Raw genomic sequence first — 19,638 nt, forward strand, 5'->3', positions numbered from 1 at the left:
GAGCTTGGGAGAGGCCTCTAATGCTGATGGTTCGCAAGGCGTTCCGCCGTGGAGCGCTGTGGTTGTTGTGTGCTTGCATCGCCTGGACTGCAGTGGAGGCTGCACCCGCCGATGCCGATCCGCCCGGTCCCTACGACGTGCGCGTGCTCGCGGGCGGTCTCGGGCTGAGCAAGAAGCTCGCTGCCGGAACCTCACTGCTGGCCGCCGATGCGGATTGGAGCGTGTCCGCCTGGGTGCGGCCCTCCAGCGGAACCACCGGCCCGGCCTTGATTGCCGGGCTCGGTGATCCGCAGGCGGCTGGCCGTTTCTTCGTCATCGACAACGGCCTGCTGGGCTTCGCCCAAGGCGCCGAGCATGTGCTGCGCAGCAAGCAGCCGCTGCGCGCCGGCGTCTGGACGCAGGTTGCCGCAATTGCGCAGGGCACGCGCCTGAGCCTGTATGCCAATGGCCGCCAGGTGGCCAGCGGCAACGTGCAGCAAACCGCAGTCGCGCCCACGCTGGTGTTCGGTCCGCGCCAGCAGCCGGCGGCGTATACGCAGCACTTCGGCGGCGAGATTGCAGGCTTCACCGCGCAGGCCGGTGCCTTGGATGCTGCAACCATCGCACGGCTTGCCGGACAGACACCGGATCCTGCGCTGCAGCGCTTCGAAGACGCATCGCCCGGCTGGCGTGTGCAGGTCAAGCAGATGGCAGGGCAACTCGCACCGCAAGCGGCGGCGACCCTGCCGCGGAGTGCTGCGCCCTTCCCGGCGCCGGTCGCCAGGCCGGTGTCGGAAGCGCCTGCGCTGCAGCCGCTGGATGCCGCCGCATGGCGGCTCGGTGCATGGCAACTCGCTGCGGCACCAGAGCTCGGTCAGGCCAGCGGTGCGACGCTGTCGCGTAGCGATTACGCTGCCGGCAAGACCCGCTGGCGCGCCGCGACCGTGCCGGGCACGGTACTCACCACGCTGGTCGATCGTGGCGTGTATCCGGATCCGGATATCGGCCTCAACAACATGGCGATTCCCGAATCGCTGAGCCGGCAGGATTGGTGGTACCGCAGCAGTTTCGATCTGCCTGCAGCACTGCAAGGCAAGCGATTGGAGCTGTTGTTCAACGGTATCAACTACGCCGGCGAGATCTGGGTCAATGGCACCCAGGTCGGCCGCACCCGCGGCGCATTCGCACGCGGTCGCTTCGATGTCAGCAAGCAGCTCAAGCCGGGCAGGAACGTCGTCGCGGTACGGGTGTCGCCACCACCGCATCCCGGCATCGCGCACGAACAGTCGATGACGGCCGGTGTCGGCGAAAATGGCGGCATGCAGGCGTTGGACGGGCCGACCTTCATCGCCAGCGAAGGCTGGGACTGGATTCCGGCGGTGCGCGATCGCAATGCCGGTCTGTGGCAGGACGTGCAGCTGCATGCCACCGGTCCAGTGGCGCTCGGTGATACGCAAGTGATCACCGCGAAGCTGGCACCGGATCATCACCGCGCGGAACTCGAAATCAACGTGCCATTGCGCAACGACACTGCCGCAGCAGTGCAGGGCACGTTGCAGTTGGCCTTCGGCGATGTACGCATCCAGCGCGACGTCACGGTGCCGGCCGGTGGCAGCACGCTCAAGCTCACTGCTGCGGATACGCCGCAGTTGGTCGTCGCCAATCCGCGTCTGTGGTGGCCAAACGGTTATGGCGAGCCTGCGCTGTATACCTTGCAGGTCAGCGTCGAAGTGGCCGGTACGCCGTCGGACGCGCAGCAGCTGCGCTTCGGCATTCGTCAGGTGACCTACGAACTGTCGTTGTTCGACGACGATGGCGCGCTGCGCCGCGTCCTGGTCGATCTCAATCAGGCCCGGCAACGCGGCGAGCGCATCGTCGACGTGCGGCATGCAGCGATCCGTTCGGTACCCGGCGGCAATGCGCAATCCCTGTATCCCGGCGCCTTGTCCTCGCCGGCGGTGCAGCAGCTCGACGACAGCAGCCTGGCCCCGCATCTGGCACTGCGCATCAATGGTGTGCGTATTGCGGTCAAGGGCGGCAACTGGGGCATGGACGACTGGCGCAAGCGGGTCTCGCGCGAGCGTCTGGAGCCGTACTTCCGCCTGCAGCGCGATGCGCATTTCAATGTGGTGCGCAACTGGGTGGGGCAGAACACCGAAGCCAGCTTCTTCGAACTGGCCGACGAATACGGCATGCTGGTGCTCAACGACTTCTGGCAATCCACCCAGAACTACAACATGGAGCCGGCCGACGCGGCGCTGTTCCTGGACAACGCCGCCGAGGTGATCAAGCGCTTCCGCAATCATCCTTCCATCGTGCTGTGGTTCGGGCGCAACGAAGGCGTGCCGGCGCCGATCCTCAACGAAGGCCTGGACCAGCTGGTGGCCGAACTCGATGGCACGCGCTGGTATACCGGCAGCTCCAACGAGATCAATCTGCAGGGCAGCGGCCCGTACAACTACCGCGAGCCGGTGGCGTATTTCAACAAGCTGGCGCAGGGCTTTTCGGTGGAGGTGGGCACGCCCTCGTTCTCCACCCTGGAGTCGTTCCAGGCATCGGTACCTGCGGCGCAGGACCAGTGGCCGATCGGCGATGTCTGGGCGTATCACGACTGGCACCAGTCCGGTAACGGCGACACCGCCAGCTTCATGCGCTCGCTGACCGACAAGCTCGGCGCGCCGACCAGCCTGGCCGACTTCGAACGCAAGGCGCAGCTGCTCAACTACGAAACGCATCGCGCCATCTTCGAAGGCTTCAACGCGCAGCTGTGGAGCAAGAACAGCGGGCGGCTGCTATGGATGAGCCATCCGGCCTGGCCCAGCAACATGTGGCAGATCTACAGCCACGACTACGACACCCACGCGGCGTACTACGGCGTGCGCAATGCGGCAGAGATGCTGCATGTGCAGATGAACCTGCCCGGCCACGAGGTGGTGGTGGTCAACAATGCGGCCGAGCCGGTGAGCGGCCTGCGCGTGCGCGCAGACGTCTATGCCGCCGACGGAAAGTTGCTGCAGCAGCGCGAGCAAGCGCTGGAGGCCGCGGCAGTTGCGGTGTCGGCACCGGTGCTGCAACTGGCGCCGTTGCTCAAGGATACCAATGGCCTTGGCTTTGTGCGGCTGCAATTGCTCGATCGCGACGCGGTCGTGCGTTCGCGCAATTTCTACTGGGTGGCGCGCGATGCGGCGGCCATGCGTGGCCTGGATGCGCTGGTGGCAGTGCCGGTGCAGCTCAGCACGCAGCTGCAGGAGGGCGCGGAACCGGTGCTGCGCGCTAGCGTACGCAATGCCTCGCAGCAGGTTGCGCTCAACACCAAGCTGACCCTGGTGGATGCGCAAGGCCAACGCATCCTGCCGGCGTACTACAGCGACAACTACCTCAGCCTGGTGCCGGGCGAGCAGCGCGAGATCGAGATCCGCGGCCCGTCCGCGGCGAGCTTGCGCACTGCCACGCTGCAGGTGCGCGGCTGGAATGTCGAACCATCAACAGGCGTTGCCAACGGGCCTCCGTAGCGGCGCCAGCGCGTTGCCGCGCCGTGCCCCCGCACGGCGTTCGCACTGACGCGCCGATTGCGCGTCAGCCAATACCGCATTGCCGTTGCTGCAATGCCATTCGAAACGGTCGTGGATTGTCGTCATCCCTGGGAGGGGACCATGAACAAGCTGCATTCGAACACCCGCCACACCCCACTGGCCGCCGCACTCGCGGCTGCACTTACCCTGCTTGCCGGCAGCGCAGGCGCACAGGACGCCGGCAATGCCGCCGGGGTCACCGACCTGGACAAGGTCATGGTCAAGGGCGTGCGCGGCGCGCAGGCAGAGGCTATCGAGAACAAGCGCACCGCCGCGCAGATCATCGACTCGATCTCTGCCGAAGACATCGGCAAGTTGCCCGACGTCACCATCACCGATTCGCTGCAACGCGTGCCCGGCGTGCAGATCCGGCGTTCGGCCGGCGAGGGCTCGCAGCTCAATATCCGCGGCATGCCGCAGGTGCAGACCACCATGAACGGCGAGTTGTACCTGAGTGCCGGTGGCGGCGACCAATACGGCCAGCCGAACATCGGCCGCGCACAGCCGGATTTCGTCGATATCCCGCCGACGCTGTTCAGTGGCGTGGACGTGATCAAGTCGCCGACCGCCGCCGATCTGGATGGCGGCATCAGCGGTACCGTCTCGCTGAAGACGCGGCGCCCGTTCGACCTGCCGGAAGGCTGGACCTTCAGCGGCCAGGCCGAAGGCTCCTACGGCGACCGCGTGCAGGAACTCAACGAGCTGTACTCGGGGCTGGCCAGCTTCCGCACCGAGCGCTGGGGCGCGTTGCTGGCCGTGTCGTACTCCGACGCCACGCTGGAGAACAAGCACCCCAGCGTGTATTCCAACGGCGCGCAGAAATCCACCGAGCAGAATGTGGGCTTCGATTTCAACGGCGACGGGCGCATCGGCAGCAACACCGACCCCAGCAATCTGCCGCGCGATTACTTCTACAACTGGGTCGCCACCGAACTGGACAACCGCAGCACCGATCGCCAGCGCACCGGCATCAACGGCTCGTTCCAGTTCAACATCAACGATTCGTGGACGGTGTTGGCCGATGCGGCCTACACCAAGCTCGAAGACCAGGACACCTCGGTGGCCGCGCAGCTGCACACCGGCTGGGCCACCAACCAGTTGCAGCCCGGGTCGGTGGTCGATTCCAACGGCGTGCTGGAATACGGCCAGTTCCGCTACAACCGCTTCCAGGCCCACTCGATGGCCGGCGTTGCCGACTCGGACGCGCTCAACACCAATCTGGAGTTGCGCTTCGACGATGGTGGCCCTTTGCGTGCCTCGTTCCGCTGGGTGCATGGCGATGCACAGCGCACCTACGACGAAGCGCGTGCCGATGCGGTGGTGACGCGTGGCGACCAGATCACGCGCGCCGGCGGCGTCACGCAGTGGGCGAACGCCAACGGCTTGCCGACAGTGGATGCCTCGGTGGATTTCCGTGGCACCTATCCGGCGGTCAACCTCGGCACCGACGTGTCCAACCCGGACAACTGGCAGCTGATGTCGACCTGGGCGCAGGGCAACAAGATCGAAGCGACGATGGACGCGTTCCGCGCCGATGGCACCTTCGAGTTCGACGAGGGCGTGGTGCGCGGCTTCCAGTTCGGCATCCGCTACGGCGAGCGCGAGGTCAAGCTGGATACCTATCGCTATCTGTCGCCGGTATCGACCAGCTGCGCCGACCCGAACCGCTCGCTGTATTACTTCAAGGATCCGCTGATCGTGGACACCTGCAGCGGCGTGTCCGAAGCGCGCCTGCTGCCGTTCAATTCGATTCCCGGTTACTGGGCGTATTTCAACGACTTCGATCCGCTCAGGGTCACCGGCCTGGGCAGCCAGGGCCTGCCGGCGATCAACCCGCAGGTCATGAAGGACCCGGTGGGCTATCTCAACAGCCTGTACCCCGGCAACGTGGCCTACCAACAGGCCGCCGACTCCTACAAGGTCACCGAAAAGAGCACCGCGGCGTATTTTCTGGCCAATCTGGAAGGCGGTACCGGCAGCGCGGTCCCGTGGACGGCCAACATCGGCGCGCGCATCGTGCAGACCAAGCTGGCGATCGACCAGTACCTGAGCAGCGGCAATGTGTTCATCGGCAATGTCGAATGGAACGGCGTCAGCCCGGCGATCGGTACCAATCGATTGAATCGCCAGTACACCGACGTGCTGCCCACCGCCAACCTGTCGCTGGACATCACCGACGCGCAGAAGCTGCGCTTTGCCTACAACAAGGCCGTGGCGCGCCAGGATCTGCCCGATCTCGGGCGCGGGTTGGTGAGCTTCTATGCGGTCAATGGCACGCCACCGCGCAACCCCGCGTTGCCTTCGGATGCGGTGCTGTTCCTCAATGGCCGCTCCGGCAATCCGGATCTCGATCCGTATCGCGCCACCAACTACAACGCCTCGTGGGAATGGTATTTCTCCGATGCATCGTTGGTCAGCGTGGGTGCGTTCCTGATCGATGTGAAGTCGTTCCCCACCACGGTGACCAATATCGAGCTGTTGCCCGACGCCGATGGCGTGGCGCGGCTGGGTGGCCCGGTGGAGCGCATCGTCAACGGCGGTGGCGGCAAGATCAAGGGCTTTGAAGTGGGGTATCAGCAAGCCTTCGACTTCCTGCCCGGCTGGTTGAGCGGCTTCGGTACCAACATCAACTACACCTTCTCCGACGCCGACACCGACAACACCGATATCGACGGCAACACCTTGCCGATCGGCGACAACTCCAAGCATCAGGCCAACGCGGTGCTGTGGTACCAGAAGGACAAGCTGCAGGCGCGTGTTGCCTACAACTGGCGCAGCAAGCGCTTCAGTCAGGTCAACAGCGGTGCCTGGGGCGACGAGCTGGCGATCTGGAACGACGACGTTGGCTACCTCGATGCGTCCTTCAGCTACGACGTCAACGATCACCTGACCCTGTACGCCCAGGCGACCAATCTGACCGGCGAAAGCGAGCGGCGCTACGCGCAGTGGACCAACCACTACTACGACCAGAACATCTTCGAGCGTCGTTACTACGCGGGCTTGCGTCTGCGCTTCTGATCCGGCTGCACCGTTGTGCGACCCAGCGCACCCCCGCGCTGGGTCGCGCATGTTTCGCTGTTGTCGCTCTCCAAGCGGTCATTGCGCTTTCTTCCCGTCGCCGCCGAGTGCGGCGCTGCAGTACGCCTGACGGCAACGTCGGGCACCCTCCCATTCGGCCGCATCGTCGGGAAGCGATGTGGCCGTTTTTTTGAGCGTGACGCCGCAGGCGTTGCACGGTGCCGATCGATGCGGCGCTTACCGCACCGGTGGCCCGGCCGTCGAGCCGCGCTTGACCACGGTGTACTTCATCACCTGATGCACGCCCTGCGCGGGATCGCCCTTGCGTCGCTGGCGGATCGCATCGGCCAGCAGCGACACCGCCGCGCGGCCCATCGCGGTGACCGGTTGATGCACGGTGGTGAGCTCGGGCCAGATGGTGGTGGCGACCGGGGTGTCGTCGAAGCCGGCGACCGATACATCCTCGGGTACGCGCAAGCCCAGTCCGTGTGCGACCGCAACGGCGGCTGCCGCCATATCGTCGTTGCTGCAGAACAGGGCGGTGGGCGGTTGCGCCTGTGCGAGCAGGCTGCGCGCGGCGAGCAGGCCGGAGTGATAGGTGAACAGACCGTCTGCCATCAACTCTTCGGCCACAGGCAGGCCGGCAGCCTGCAGGCTGTCGAGATAGCCGTTGGCACGTAATGCACTGGGCGTGTGCTTGGGGTCGCCCTTGATCAAGGCGATGCGGCGATGGCCCAGTTCGATCAGGTGATCGACGATGGCGCGCGCGGCCTGGTAATCGTCGATGCGCACCGAGCTGATTTGCGCCATCGGTGCGCCGCTCGCCACCGCCACGACCGGGATGCCGCGTGCATCGAGTTCGGCGATGGTCTGGCGCGAATCGCATAGCGGGGGCGGCAGGATCACGCCGTCCACGCCGGCCGCCAGCAAGCGCTCGGTGGCGGCACGCTGGCTGCGGATGGCGCCGCATTTTTCCACCAGCACCTGGCTGCCATTGAGGCTGCTCTGTTCGAGCAGCCCGAGCATGAATTGGTTGAGGTAGGCCGCGCTGGGATTGCTGTACAGCACGCCGATGCGCAACAGGCCGCTGGTGCGCAACGAACGGCCGGCCAGGTTGGGGCGATACCCCAATGCCTGGACCGAGGCTTCCACACGCACGCGCATCTCCTCGCCGACATGCGGGTGGCGGTTGATGACGCGCGAAGCGGTCATCGGCGAGACCCCGGCGTGCTTGGCGACATCCAGCAGGGTTGCCGCGTTGTTCGCACTGCGTTGGCGCTTGGCCGCCATTGTGTGTGCTCGTCCTGGAGTGGAAGCAAAAGGCAGGTGGCGTGCTTGAGGCCTGCAGCGACCAGGACGTGCCTGGCCGCTGGCAATCGTCGCTGCGATGTCGGTATCGGCACAGATCACGCGCAGCGTGCGCGTGCCCTGTGCCGCGCGCACTCAACCGAGGTGCGCCCGCGACGTCTGCAAATGCAGTTATTCGCTCGGCGGCTGCACGCTTTTTGCGCGGCTGCCGAAATCGCCATCGGCTTCGGCCGCCAGGTACGCAAACACCGTGTAGGCCGCGACGTTTTGCGCAAGCGCCTTGGGGTCGATCTTGTCCAGCGTGTCGTCGGCGGTGTGGTGCAGATCGAAGTAGTCGGTGCCGTCCTGGGCCAGCCATGCCCAGGCGCCACCCTTGGCGGAAATCGGCCCGACATCCGGGCCGGGGCCGCCCTTGCTCGGTTCATACGCGATGCCCAACGGCGCGAGTACCTCGGCAATCTGTCTGGTCGCTGCGCGCGACGCGTCCGGTGCCGCCGAGCCGGTGTTGAACGCATAGATGCGCCCGGCACCGAAGTCGCTCTCCGCGCCGATCTGATGCAGCGCCATGTCCTTGGCATCCTTGCCGTGCGCGGCCGCATACGCCTTGCCGCCGTACAGGCCTTGCTCCTCGTTGGCGAAGGCCACCACGCGGATGCTGCGCTTGGGCGCCTGCTTGAGTTGGCCGATCAGGTGGCCCGCGGCCATGGTGATCGCCACGCCGGCACCATCGTCGATCGCGCCGGTGCCCAGATCCCACGAATCCAGATGCCCGCCGATCACCACCACTTCCTTCGGCTTGCTGCGTCCGGTGATTTCGCCGATCACGTTGTAGGAGGTCGCGGTGCCGTCCCAGCCGCAATCCAGCGCCAGCCGCACACGCGTGCTGCCCAGCGCGGTCAGGCGCGCGAGCTGGTTGGCATCTGGCACCGACAAGGCCGCTGCCGGCACCGGCGTCACGCCTTCATCGAAACGTGTGATGCCGGTATGCGGCACGCGGTGCGAGTCGGTGCCGGCCGAGCGCATCACGAAGCCGATCGCGCCCTTGCGGATCGCTTCCGACGGACCCTTGCTGCGCACCGCGCCGCCATTGCCGTAATCCTTGCCGTCGCGCGCCTTGGTCATCTGGTAATCGACGAACGCGATCTTGCCGGCCAGCGAGCCGGCCGGTGCGGCCTGCAGCGCGGCCAGGTTTTCGAAGCGCACCACCTCGCCTTCGACGGTGCCGCCCGGGCTGCCGCCCAGTGCGGTGATATGCAAAGGCTGCGCATGCGCGCCGATCACCGCCGCCTGTTCGCTGCGCCGCTGCCATTTGGGAAAGCTCACCGGCTCGGTCCACACCTTGTCGAAGCCCAGCGACTGGAACTTGGCCTTGGCCCAGGCCACCGCGCGCGGATCGGCCTCGCCACCGGCAATGCGGGGGCCCACTTCGGTGGTCAACGATTCCACCACCGCAAAGCCGGTGGTGTCGGCCAGCGCCTGCTCGCGCAGCTGCGCGGCGGTGCGCAGCGCGCCATCGGCGATGGTGGTCTGTGCGGCAAGCGCGGGTGTGCAGGCGAGTAGGGCAGAGATGGCAACAGCGAGGCGACGCATGCAGGGCGGCTCCAACGACAAGGGGACCCCGAGCTTATCAGCGCGAGGTCCCCCGTCTGCGTGCGAAAGGTCATCCTCCTGCGCGAAGTTGCGCAGCGGATGTGTCCGCTTACGGCACGCCCGGTGTCTTCAGTGTGTCGTTCTTCAACGAATCGCGGATCTCGCGCAGCAACAGCACTTCTTCGCTCGGGCCCTTGGGAGCATCCGGCTTGCGGTGGGTCAGGCGGTTGATCAGCTTGACCACCATAAAGATCGCAAAGGCGATGATCACGAACTGCACGACGGTGTTGATGAAATCGCCGTAGCCGATCGCCACTGCCGGAATTTCCTTGCCGGTGGCATCGACGCCGGCTGGCTTGAGCACCCAGGCCAGGCGCGAGAAATCCACATTGCCGATGGCCCAGCCGATCGGCGGCATGATGATCTTTTCCACCAGTGCAGTGACGATCTTGCCGAACGCTGCACCGATGACCACACCGACCGCCAGGTCGATGACATTGCCACGCATCGCGAATTGCTTGAATTCGCTGACCATTCCCATAGCGCACTCCAGATGCGGTCGCGGACCAACTGCCGCAGGGTGATCGTAGCGGGCCGCGTGTCAGCCCGCGATGATGCCGTGGCGCTCGGCAACGTTTTCCAGGCGCGCACTGAACTGATCGCCGGGCAGCAGCGGGCCGACACCGGCCGGCGTGCCCATGAAGATCAGGTCGCCCGCGCGCAATGCATAGAGTTTGGAGAGCTCATGCAAAATCTCCGGCACGTTCCAGATCATCTGATCCAGCAACGACTGCTGGCGCACCTGGCCGTTGACCTCCAGCGACAGGTTCAAGGCCTCCAGCGCACCCACTTCGCTGGCATGCACCAGCTCGCTGATCGGCGCGGAGTGGTCGAAGCCCTTGGCGATGTCCCACGGCAGGCCCTTGGCCTTGGCCGCTGCCTGCAGATCGCGTCGGGTCAGGTCCAGGCCCACGCCGTAGCCGTAGATCAGCGCCTCTGCCTGCTCCACCGGCAACTCGCCGGCCGGCGCATCGCTGCCCAGTGCCACCACCAGCTCCACTTCGTGGTGCAGTTCCTTGGTGCCGGGCGGGTACGGAATGTGGTCGCCGTGGCCGACCACGATCGCATCGGCAGGCTTCATGAAAAAGGTCGGCTGACCACGCTCGGCCTTGGAGGCAGGCGCAGTGGCGCCCATCTCGCGCGCGTGATCGGCAAAGTTGCGGCCGACGCAGTAGATGCGGTGCACCGGAAAGTTGCCGCCACCAACCACCGGAATGCGCGGAACATCGGCGGCGGGAATCACATCGTGGGTCATGCACGCATCCTTGGGGAACGGAGCACGTGAGTCTAGCCGTTTGGCTGTGCATGACGGAACCGTCACGCTGCAGCGTGCAGTGCGGCGCAACGTCTGGCTGGCAGGTTTGCGATCACGGCTTGCATCGGCGCACGCAAACTCGCGCAGACCGGTCAATACCTGCGCGACTGATTCGGGATTGGATGCTAACCGCGCTGGAGGCGGTGGACTGGTGCCTCAGTGCGACAACGGCAGCGCAGGCTTGCGCACCACGCGGTATTCGGCCTCGACCACGCGGGTTTGCTGCGGCGTGCGACGGTTCGATTTGCTCAGCAGCTTCCAGGCAATGCCGCCCAGGATCATCGCCGCGCCCACGAACACGCTGAAGAAAATCAGCACCGCAAGGATGACCAGACCAGCCAGGCCGGCGGCCACGCGCACCAACGGGTGCCGCGGCTTGCGCGGGGCAAACAGGTGGTGGAGGTTACCGAGTTGGAATATGCGTGCAGGCATGGCGGTGGGCTGCCGGGCAGGAAACAGGCAGGCAGTATCGTTGCGGTTTCATGTCATTGAGTGAAAACTTCGTTAAACGTTCGCTCGTTTTGTTAAATCCATCACATTGGGTGTGCTGGGCGATTGTCGCTCTGGCAGCCCGGAGCACCGCCCGTACGGGCCGGCAAGCGGGCGAATTGCAGCCCGCCGCGTGGCGTCGGGGCGATGCAGGCGCATGCCACAATCGCGGTCCGTTCTCGAACAGCAGACTGCATGTCTTCGTCATCGTCCACCACGCTTGTCGAACTGGCGCAGATTCCCGACGCCGGATTTCTGGAAGTCGAAGCGGTCTGGGACGGCGGCCCGGAGTCCCTGGTGCTGTATCGCGACGGCGCCCAGGTGCGCGCCTGGTTGAACGTCTGCCCGCACGCCGGCCGCCGGCTGGACTGGGCGCCGGGCCAGTTCCTCAAGACCAAGGACGGCCATCTGGTGTGCGCAGCGCATGGCGCAGCGTTCGAGCTCACCGGCGGCGAATGCATCAGCGGCCCGTGCCGCGGTCAGTCACTGCTGGCGGTGCCGGTGCGCATCGAGGGTGAGCAGGTGGTGCTTGGGTGACTGCTGAAAGTGGTGCGGCTCAGCGCGCTGCCCACCAGAACATCAGGTTGATCATCGACACCATCACCACGATGTAGATCAGCGACAGCGGTGCGCCCACGCGCCACAGCTCGCGCGGCTGATAGTTGGCTGGGCCCGCCACCATCGAGATCACCGGGTTGGAGGCCGTCATCAGATTGTTGGACGCCGACAGCGCCACGATCAGCGCGAATGCGGTGGGGTTGCCGTTGGCGGCCAGCGCCAGGTTGACCGCAATCGGCACCATCACGATGGTGGCGCCGACATGGCTGATCACCAGCGAAAACGCGGTGGTCAGCAGCGCCAGGCTGATTTCCAGCGCCCATACCGGAATGCCTTCGGGCAGGCGGTCGATGGTGTGGCCGGCCACCCAGGCCGCGGTGCCGCTGCTGTCCATCGCCCAGCCGAGTGGAATCAGGCCGGCCATCATGAAGATGGTCTTCCAGTTGATCGAGGCGTAGGCCTCGTCCATGCGCAGCACGCCGCTGACCAGCATGCAGGCCACACCGGTCATCAAGGTCAGTGCCACCGGCAAGCGCGAGGTCAGCGCGATCAGGATGGTGAAGGCGAAGATCGCCATGGCAATCTTGAACTTGTGCGGGCGCTGCTCGCCCTTGGGGAAGTCGGTCACCGGCACGAAATCGCGGCTTTCCGCCGCCTGCGCCAGGTCCTGCCAGATGCTGTGGAACACCAGCATGTCGCCGCCGCGCAGCGGCACGTTGCGCACGTCCTCGCGGATCACCTGCTTGTCGCGGTTGATCGCCAGCAGGCTGATGCCGCTCTGCTTGCGCAGGCGCAACTCGGCCGCGGTCTTGCCGATCAGCCGCGAGTTGGGCGGGATCAATGCTTCGGAAATGCCTGCCAGGCTGGGGTTGAACAGATCGCCCAGGTTGCGCAGGCGCGAGGACATGCGCAGGAACTGGTTCTGCGCAAAGTCGGTCACTTCCTGGCGCGGCCCCATCGCCCCGAGCACGCTGCCGACCCAGATACGCATGTCGGCCGGCGGCGCCAGGCGGGTGTCGTTGCCGGTCTTCAGGGCCAGCAACAACGGCGCGTCGTGCAGCGCTTCGGCCTCGCCCAGGGTCATGCCGACCAATGGGCTTTCGGCGCTGACGGTGAGCTCGAACACGTCGCCGTCGATGCCGTAGGTCTTGGCGAAATAGCTTTCGGTGCGCGAGGGTGTGACGCCTTCGTTGATCAGGCGTTCTTCTTCGATCAGCTTGCGGTCGCCGTAGAAGCGGAAGTACAGCAGTGCGGCGATCAGCAAGGCCACGCCGATCGGCAGCGGCGCGAACATCGTCAACGGCTCGATGCTGGCCATGCCCGAGGGCAGGTTGTTGTTGGCGGAGACCAATAGATCGTTGAGCAGGATCAGTGGTGAATTGCCCACCATGGTCAGCGCGCCGCCCATCACGATGGCTGCGGCGATCGGCAGCAGCATGCGTTGCAGGGTCAGCCCGGTGCGCGTGGCCAGCCGCGAGGCGACCGGCAGGTACAAGGCCATCACCGACGGGTTCTGCATGAAGGACGAATTCAAGCCGGAGATGGCCAGCGTCATCATCATCAGGCGTTGTTCGCTGCCGTGCGAGCGCCGCAGCAACCAGGTCGCCAGCCGATTCAACGCACCGGTGCGCTCCAGCCCCGCACCGAGAATGGTGGTGGCGATGATGCTCATCACCGCGTTACCGGAAAAACCACCGAACAGTTCTTCCGGCGCCACCAGCCCGGTGACGCCCAGCACCACCAGCACGATCAAGGCCACCACGTCGGCGCGGATGCGCTCGAACAAAAACATCGCCATCGTGAAACCGACCAGCCCGAGGACGAGCTTCATATCGTTGGTCAGTGTCAGCGCGGTATCCATTAGGGGCCGGGATTCGGGATTCGGGAGTGGGGATTGGTCAGGCGACTGCGGCGTCGAGTATGCGGGGTAGCGCTGTTACGAATCCCCAATCCCCGCTCCCGAATCCCGGTCATAAACCAGATCCCACACGCCGTGGCCGAGCTTCTGGCCGCGGGTTTCGAAGTGGGTCTGCGGGCGCCAGGCGGGGCGTTCGACGTGGCCGCGCGGGCCGGCGCGATTGACCAGGCCCGGGGTGGCATCGAGCACGTCCCACATCTGTTCGGCGTAATCGGCCCAGTCGGTGGCCGCATGCAGGCGGCCACCATCGCGCAGCTTGCGCACCACCAGCTGAGCGAACGCCGGCTGGATCAGGCGGCGCTTGTTGTGGCGCTTCTTGTGCCACGGATCGGGGAAGTAGATGCGCACCTCGTCAAGCGCGCCATCGGCGATCTCGTGTTCGAGCACTTCCACTGCGTCGTGGTGATACAGGCGCACATGCGTGCTGCCATCCTCGTCCAGCGCATTGAGCAGGCGACCGACGCCGGGCGCATGCACCTCGATGCCGATGTAATCGCGGCTGGGGTCCTGCTGCGCGGCAAAGCGCAATGCCGCGCCATTGCCAAACCCGATCTCCAGCACCTTGGGTGCGGGACGGCCGAAGGCCGCATCGAGATCGCGCGGCGCACCGCTGTAGTCCAGGCCGAAGCGCGGCCACAGCTCGTCGAACGCGCGCTGCTGCGCCGGGGTGAAGCGGCCCTGGCGCAGCACGAAGCTGCGCACCTGCCGGCGGCCCTCTTCGATGGTAAAGGGCTTGGGCGGCATCTTGGCGCCGTCGCTGGTGAAAGGATCAGTCATGAGTTAAGTCACATCAAAAAACAAAAGCCCCTCTGCCTTGGGGAGAGGGGTTGGGGTGAGGGTACGGCGTAAGGGAGCACGTGCAGCGACGCCCGATCCAGCAACGGCCACATCCGGCACGTCACACGGCCGAGCGGTGCGCATCGACGGCAATGTCAACGCAGCCCACCCACTCATCCAATCACGCCATCCACCGGACTCGACGCCGAGGCATACCGCTTGCGCGGAATCCGCCCGGCCAGGAAGGCTTCGCGTCCGGCCTCGATCGCCTTGCGCATCGCGCTCGCCATCAGGATGGGGTCGCGCGCACCGGCGATGGCGGTATTCATCAGCACGCCGTCGCAGCCCAGCTCCATCGCGATCGCCGCATCCGATGCCGTGCCCACGCCGGCATCGACAATGATCGGCACCTTGGCGTTTTCGATGATTTCCAGCAGGTTGTACTTGTTCTGGATGCCCAGCCCGGAGCCGATCGGCGCGGCCAGTGGCATCACCGCCACGCAGCCGATCTCTTCCAGGCGCTTGGCCAGGATCGGATCGTCGGAGGTGTAGACCATGACGTCGAAGCCATCGGCAACCAACTGCTCGGCAGCCTTGAGCGTCTGCACCACGTCCGGATACAGCGTGCGCTCGTCGCCGAGCACTTCCAGCTTGGTCAGGTTGTGGCCGTCCAGCAGCTCGCGCGCCAGCCGGCAGGTGCGCACCGCGTCTTCGGCGGTGTAGCAGCCGGCGGTGTTGGGCAGCAGCGTGTAGCGATCCGGCGGCAGCACATCGAGCAGGCTGGGCGTGTTCGGGTCCTGGCCGATGTTCACCCGGCGGATCGCCACGGTGACGATCTGCGCGGCGGCCGCTTCGGTGGCCAGTCGGGTTTCGTCCAGGTCCTTGAACTTGCCGGTGCCGGTCAGCAGGCGCGAACGGTAGGGCTTGCCGGCGATGATCAGCGCATCAGAGGGGGCGGTATTGGTCATCGGGCAATTATCACCGATCGCGCGCAGCTGCGCCGGCCTGTGTGCCGCATCAACCGCCGCCCAGCGCGTGCACGATCTCCACCACATCGCCGGCACGCAACCGGTGCGTGGCATGCCGCCCGCGCGACACGATTTCGCCATTGATCTCCACCGCCACGCGCCGTTGTGCAAGACCTTCCTGCTCCAGCAGGGTGGCCAGCAGCAGATCGTCGGGAACGTCGCGCGGGGTGCCGTTGAGTTGAATGTTCATGTCATCATTGTGGCATCGCGTGCCGCCAGGGCGCGCGTTTTTGCGTTATGCGGCAATGCAGCGTGAGCGCGGGCGGCGAGGGTGAAACCATGTGCCATTCGCCGGCGTACGTCAGCAGGTCCGGTCCAGTTCCACACTACCTTGAGCAGGCACTCCCATGGCTTCAACCCTTCGCCCGATCCGTTCCCTGATGGCTGTGGCCATCGCCATTGCGGCCACCCCGGCCATGGCCGCGTCTGCGTTCGACCAGACCGTGTTCTTCGGTGACAGCCTCACCGATAGCGGCTACTACAACCCGTTGCTGCCGGCCGCCTCGCGCGCCGTCACCGGCAAGTTCACCACCAACCCGGGCTGGGTCTGGGCCGAGTACGTCGCCGACCATTACGGCACCAATGCCGCGCCCAATGGCAATGGCCAGACCGGCGACAACTACGCCGCCGGCGGCGCCCGCATCCAGGCCGGTTCGACCAGCGTGCTCGGTGCCGCGCCTTCGGTGACCAGCCAGATCAACACCTACCTGAGCGCCAACGGCGGCCAGGCCAACCCGAATGCGCTCTACACCGTATGGGGCGGCGCCAACGATCTGCTCGCCGCTGCAGCCGTGCCGGCCCAGGCGCAGGCCATCATCGGCAACGCGGTCACCGCGCAGGTCGGTGCGGTCGGCGCCTTGCAGGCCGCCGGCGCGCGCTACGTGATGGTGCCGACCATTCCGGACGTGGGCATCACCCCGCGCTTCCGCGCCGGCGGTGCCGCTGCGATGGCGCAGGGCACTGCTGCGGCAACCGCCTACAACACCGCATTGTTCAATGGCCTGCGGTCGGCCGGCCTGCGCGTGATCCCGGTCGACACCTTCCACATCCTGCAGGAAGTGGTTGCCGATCCGGGCACCTACGGCTTCAGCAACGTCACCAGCACCGCCTGCAACCCCGCCGTGCCGCTGCCGGCCTGCAACCCGACCAGCCTGGTCGCCGCCAACGCGCCCAACACCTATGTGTTCGCCGATGGCATCCACCCGACCACCGCCACCCACCAGATCCTGGGCGAGTACGCCATCTCGCTGCTGGAAGCCCCGCGTCTGCAGCAGGTGCTCACGCATTCGGCGCAGGCGATCGGCCGCGCGCGCGCCGACCAGGTGGCCTGGCATCTGGACGGCAAGCCGGACGCCGATGGCCTGCGTTGGTGGGGTAGCGTGCGCGGCGACATGCAGCGTTACGACCACGCCGATCTGTACGACGGCATGGCCCCGGCCGGCCTGTTCGGTGTGGACTGGACTGCGGGCGACCTGGTGTTCGGCGGCTTTGCCGGCTTCGGCAGCATGGACGCCGACTTCGGCAACCGTAACGGCAGCTTCAAGCAGGACGACACCACGCTGGGCGGCTTCTTCGGCTGGTACACCGGCCCGGTCTGGGTCAATGCGCAGGTCAGCTACAGCTGGCTGAGCTACGACGTCGACCGCGAAGTGCAGCTCGGGCCGGCCACCCGCGTGCACAGCGGCTCGCCGGACGGCAGCAACCTCACCGCCGCGGTCAACGCCGGCTATTCGCTGGGCGAAGGCAACGTCAAGTACGGCCCGGTGGTCGGCCTGACCTGGCAGAAGCTCAAGCTCGACGGCTACACCGAGAGCAACGAAAGCTCCACCGCATTGGGCTACGCCGATCAGGACATCGACTCGATGGTCGGTCGCATCGGCTTCCAGGTGCGCCTGGACGGTGCTGCGGTCAAGCCGTACCTGCAGGCGACCTATGACCACGAGTTCAAGGACGGCACCGAAGCCAGCGCCTGGCTGCAGTCGATGCCGGACGTGGGCATGTACACCGTCCCGGGCCAGAACTTCGATCGTAACTATGCGACCGTCGTGCTCGGCGCCCGCACCGGCCTGTGGGGCCTGCAGAGCAATATCGGCCTGAGCACCACCACCGCCCAGCGCAGCGCCCGCGACGCGACGCTGTTCGTGAATTTCAGCGGCAACTTCTGATCCAAGCACCACGCGCGTTGCAAACGAGGGCCGGGCAACCGGCCCTCGTCACATCTACGCATTGCGCCCGGCCCCCGCACCCGCCTAAACTCTCGCAACGCCGCGCGGGCGTAGCTCAATGGTAGAGCTGTAGCTTCCCAAGCTACTGACGTGGGTTCGATTCCCATCGCCCGCTCCAGATCAAGCCTTTTTCAGCGTAAATAGCTGTTTCTAAAGGCTTTCAAGAACAACATGGCGACGCCTAAATCGACCCCCTTGGGTATCGTTTTAGGTATCGTTTTCATGCCAAAGCCGTTGTTCCTGGTGCGTCCCTCAGGCCTGTATGTCCGCTTCCGAGTCCCCTCGGATTTGCGTGCGCAGGTCGGTGCGCGCCTCCTCATCCGATCCTTGAAAAGCTATCGCTGCGACGACGCCCGGCTGGTCGCCGCGGTCTTCGCTGTGTCACTCTCCCGAGCGTTCCAAGCGATCAGGCAGGGCACACGGATGGTGGATGTCAAAAAGCTTCTGGAAGACGCCCAGCGACGTGTCGAACGGCGCTCCGGTGATGAGGATGAGCTGGGCCAGATCCGGCCGTGGACAGCCAGCGGCTTGCGCCTTGGCAATGTCGATCTTGGGGAAATCCAGGTCAATGGCCCCCAGGACACCGAAGACCTAATCCGCTTCGCGCGCTCGCTGATTGAAGCCCAGCCCCAGGCGGTGGCAGCGCTATCTAGTGTTCCCGTCGCATCCGAGCTGTCACCGTTGCTCTCAGTGGCGATTAAGAATCATCTGGGCGATATGGTCCGTAGGCAGCTTGCGGCGGACACCATCTCCGAGAGCCGCCATTCCCTGCGTCTGTTCCTGGCGATCACGACCGATATCCACGTCAGGGAGATCAAAGTTGATCACATCCGCAAATTTCTGGATGAAGTGAGGTGGTGGCCACCCCACGCCGGGGTCAAGCCGCAGTTCCGTGGCATGTCGGAGCTGGAAATTCTAGACTGGGGCAAGGCCGACAATATCCCTGAACCCCCGGCCAATACCCGGAACAAGCACACGCAAAAACTCGGGGCGTTCCTCAACGATCTGGTGGGCATGGATCAGTTGAACAAGAACCCGCTCATCGGCCTGAAAGCAAATATCGATACGTCCACCGATATTGAAACCGGTAGGCCATTCACGCCCGATGAGCTAGCCGCGATGTTTGAGCCGCAGCGGTTTTCTGCGTGGGCCAGGGAATTGCCGCACCGCTGGTGGGGGCCGATGCTCGGATTGTTCTCGGGAGCGCGGGTCAATGAAGTGGCACAGATCTACCTCGACGACGTGCAAGAGATTGCAGGCGTGTGGGGCGTGTTCTTGTGGAAGAAAACACGCGGCCAGAAGATCAAGAACAAGTCCAGTATTCGCTTCCTGCCGTTGGCAAAGCCACTGTTGGATGCAGGCTTTTTGGACTTCGTCCAAGACATGAAAGCGACGGGGCATCCGCGATTGTTTCCGCATCTGCCGATGGGCACGAAGGAAGACGGCACGCCGAATGGGAAGGGATACGGGGTGCAGCTGTCCAAGCAGTTTGGCGCCTACGCTAAGACCTTCGGGATCGAGAAAGGCACAGGCTTCCACGCCTTCCGCCACACGATCTCCACAGCCTTGGCTGAGCAGGGCGTGTCCTCGCCGGATATCGCCCTGCTGACGGGGCGTGCAATCCAGGGACAGGTGCCGACCCTGGAAAAGCACTACATCCACATCGCCCAAACCGCCACGCTCCCCAAGCGAGTCAGGATGCTGGCCAAGTTTAAGCCACCTGTGGCGTTGGTGAAGTATCAGCGGGGGCAGTTTGCGGAAGCGCTTAGCTCATCATTGCACGCATGATGGCAAGTCTACT

Annotated in this window: 14 protein-coding genes and 1 tRNA gene; 6 read left to right on the forward strand and 9 right to left on the reverse strand. The window is 65.3% G+C overall.

The window, feature by feature from the left end; all coding sequences use genetic code 11:
* Positions 1 to 20: 20 nt before the first annotated feature.
* A complete protein-coding gene (locus AC1KVE_RS00090; protein ID WP_481092937.1) occupies positions 21 to 3,491 on the forward strand; it encodes a glycosyl hydrolase 2 galactose-binding domain-containing protein in 3,471 nt (1,156 codons plus the stop codon).
* Between the two features lie 141 nt (positions 3,492 to 3,632).
* Positions 3,633 to 6,569 carry a TonB-dependent receptor gene (locus AC1KVE_RS00095; protein ID WP_184608685.1) on the forward strand — a complete coding sequence of 979 codons (2,937 nt, stop codon included), beginning with the start codon at positions 3,633 to 3,635 and terminating at the stop codon, positions 6,567 to 6,569.
* 237 nt (positions 6,570 to 6,806) lie between these two features.
* Here AC1KVE_RS00095 and AC1KVE_RS00100 read toward each other — a convergent pair whose 3' ends face one another.
* The 5 genes from AC1KVE_RS00100 to AC1KVE_RS00120 all read right to left on the reverse strand — a co-directional run bounded on the left by AC1KVE_RS00100 (position 6,807) and on the right by AC1KVE_RS00120 (position 11,274).
* Complete coding sequence (locus AC1KVE_RS00100) at positions 6,807 to 7,859, reverse strand: LacI family DNA-binding transcriptional regulator (protein ID WP_024940315.1); 1,053 nt, start codon at positions 7,857 to 7,859, stop codon at positions 6,807 to 6,809.
* A 189-nt stretch (positions 7,860 to 8,048) separates the two neighbouring features.
* The gene (locus AC1KVE_RS00105; protein WP_039519353.1) at positions 8,049 to 9,467 is read right to left on the reverse strand and encodes a M28 family peptidase; all 1,419 of its coding nucleotides are present in this window, start codon (positions 9,465 to 9,467) and stop codon (positions 8,049 to 8,051) included.
* A gap of 109 nt (positions 9,468 to 9,576) precedes the next feature.
* Positions 9,577 to 10,008, reverse strand: coding sequence for a large-conductance mechanosensitive channel protein MscL (gene mscL / locus AC1KVE_RS00110; RefSeq protein ID WP_024940317.1), 432 nt, complete (start codon positions 10,006 to 10,008; stop codon positions 9,577 to 9,579).
* 60 nt (positions 10,009 to 10,068) lie between these two features.
* Positions 10,069 to 10,782: a fumarylacetoacetate hydrolase family protein gene (locus tag AC1KVE_RS00115; RefSeq protein WP_481092936.1), complete on the reverse strand. Its 714-nt coding sequence runs from the start codon at positions 10,780 to 10,782 to the stop codon at positions 10,069 to 10,071.
* 216 nt (positions 10,783 to 10,998) lie between these two features.
* On the reverse strand, positions 10,999 to 11,274 hold the full coding sequence (locus AC1KVE_RS00120; RefSeq protein ID WP_039512349.1) for a hypothetical protein: 276 nt from the start codon (positions 11,272 to 11,274) through the stop codon (positions 10,999 to 11,001).
* A gap of 252 nt (positions 11,275 to 11,526) precedes the next feature.
* Between AC1KVE_RS00120 and AC1KVE_RS00125 the strand changes: the two genes are divergently transcribed.
* Positions 11,527 to 11,868 carry a Rieske (2Fe-2S) protein gene (locus AC1KVE_RS00125; protein ID WP_039512348.1) on the forward strand — a complete coding sequence of 114 codons (342 nt, stop codon included), beginning with the start codon at positions 11,527 to 11,529 and terminating at the stop codon, positions 11,866 to 11,868.
* Positions 11,869 to 11,887: 19 nt separating this feature from the next.
* Here the strand turns inward: AC1KVE_RS00125 and AC1KVE_RS00130 are convergent, their stop codons facing one another.
* The 4 genes from AC1KVE_RS00130 to thiS all read right to left on the reverse strand — a co-directional run bounded on the left by AC1KVE_RS00130 (position 11,888) and on the right by thiS (position 15,802).
* On the reverse strand, positions 11,888 to 13,750 hold the full coding sequence (locus AC1KVE_RS00130; protein ID WP_024940321.1) for an SLC13 family permease: 1,863 nt from the start codon (positions 13,748 to 13,750) through the stop codon (positions 11,888 to 11,890).
* 75 nt (positions 13,751 to 13,825) lie between these two features.
* Positions 13,826 to 14,584 carry a tRNA (guanosine(46)-N7)-methyltransferase TrmB gene (trmB, locus tag AC1KVE_RS00135; protein ID WP_053045691.1) on the reverse strand — a complete coding sequence of 253 codons (759 nt, stop codon included), beginning with the start codon at positions 14,582 to 14,584 and terminating at the stop codon, positions 13,826 to 13,828.
* Positions 14,585 to 14,757: 173 nt separating this feature from the next.
* Positions 14,758 to 15,552 carry a thiazole synthase gene (locus AC1KVE_RS00140; protein ID WP_481092935.1) on the reverse strand — a complete coding sequence of 265 codons (795 nt, stop codon included), beginning with the start codon at positions 15,550 to 15,552 and terminating at the stop codon, positions 14,758 to 14,760.
* 49 nt (positions 15,553 to 15,601) lie between these two features.
* Complete coding sequence (thiS, locus tag AC1KVE_RS00145; protein ID WP_024939391.1) at positions 15,602 to 15,802, reverse strand: sulfur carrier protein ThiS; 201 nt, start codon at positions 15,800 to 15,802, stop codon at positions 15,602 to 15,604.
* A 190-nt stretch (positions 15,803 to 15,992) separates the two neighbouring features.
* On the opposite strand from thiS, the gene AC1KVE_RS00150 reads away from it, so the two are divergent.
* From AC1KVE_RS00150 to AC1KVE_RS00160, 3 genes are all read left to right on the forward strand, one after another.
* Entirely contained in the window at positions 15,993 to 17,777 is a 1,785-nt protein-coding gene (locus AC1KVE_RS00150; protein WP_104559908.1) for an autotransporter outer membrane beta-barrel domain-containing protein, read from the forward strand.
* Positions 17,778 to 17,881: 104 nt separating this feature from the next.
* Positions 17,882 to 17,955 (forward strand) — tRNA-Gly (locus AC1KVE_RS00155).
* A gap of 53 nt (positions 17,956 to 18,008) precedes the next feature.
* The gene (locus AC1KVE_RS00160) at positions 18,009 to 19,625 is read left to right on the forward strand and encodes a DUF6538 domain-containing protein (RefSeq protein ID WP_481092934.1); all 1,617 of its coding nucleotides are present in this window, start codon (positions 18,009 to 18,011) and stop codon (positions 19,623 to 19,625) included.
* Positions 19,626 to 19,638: the final 13 nt, after the last annotated feature.

The sequence above is a fragment of the Xanthomonas sp. NCPPB 2864 genome, from assembly GCF_056675615.1.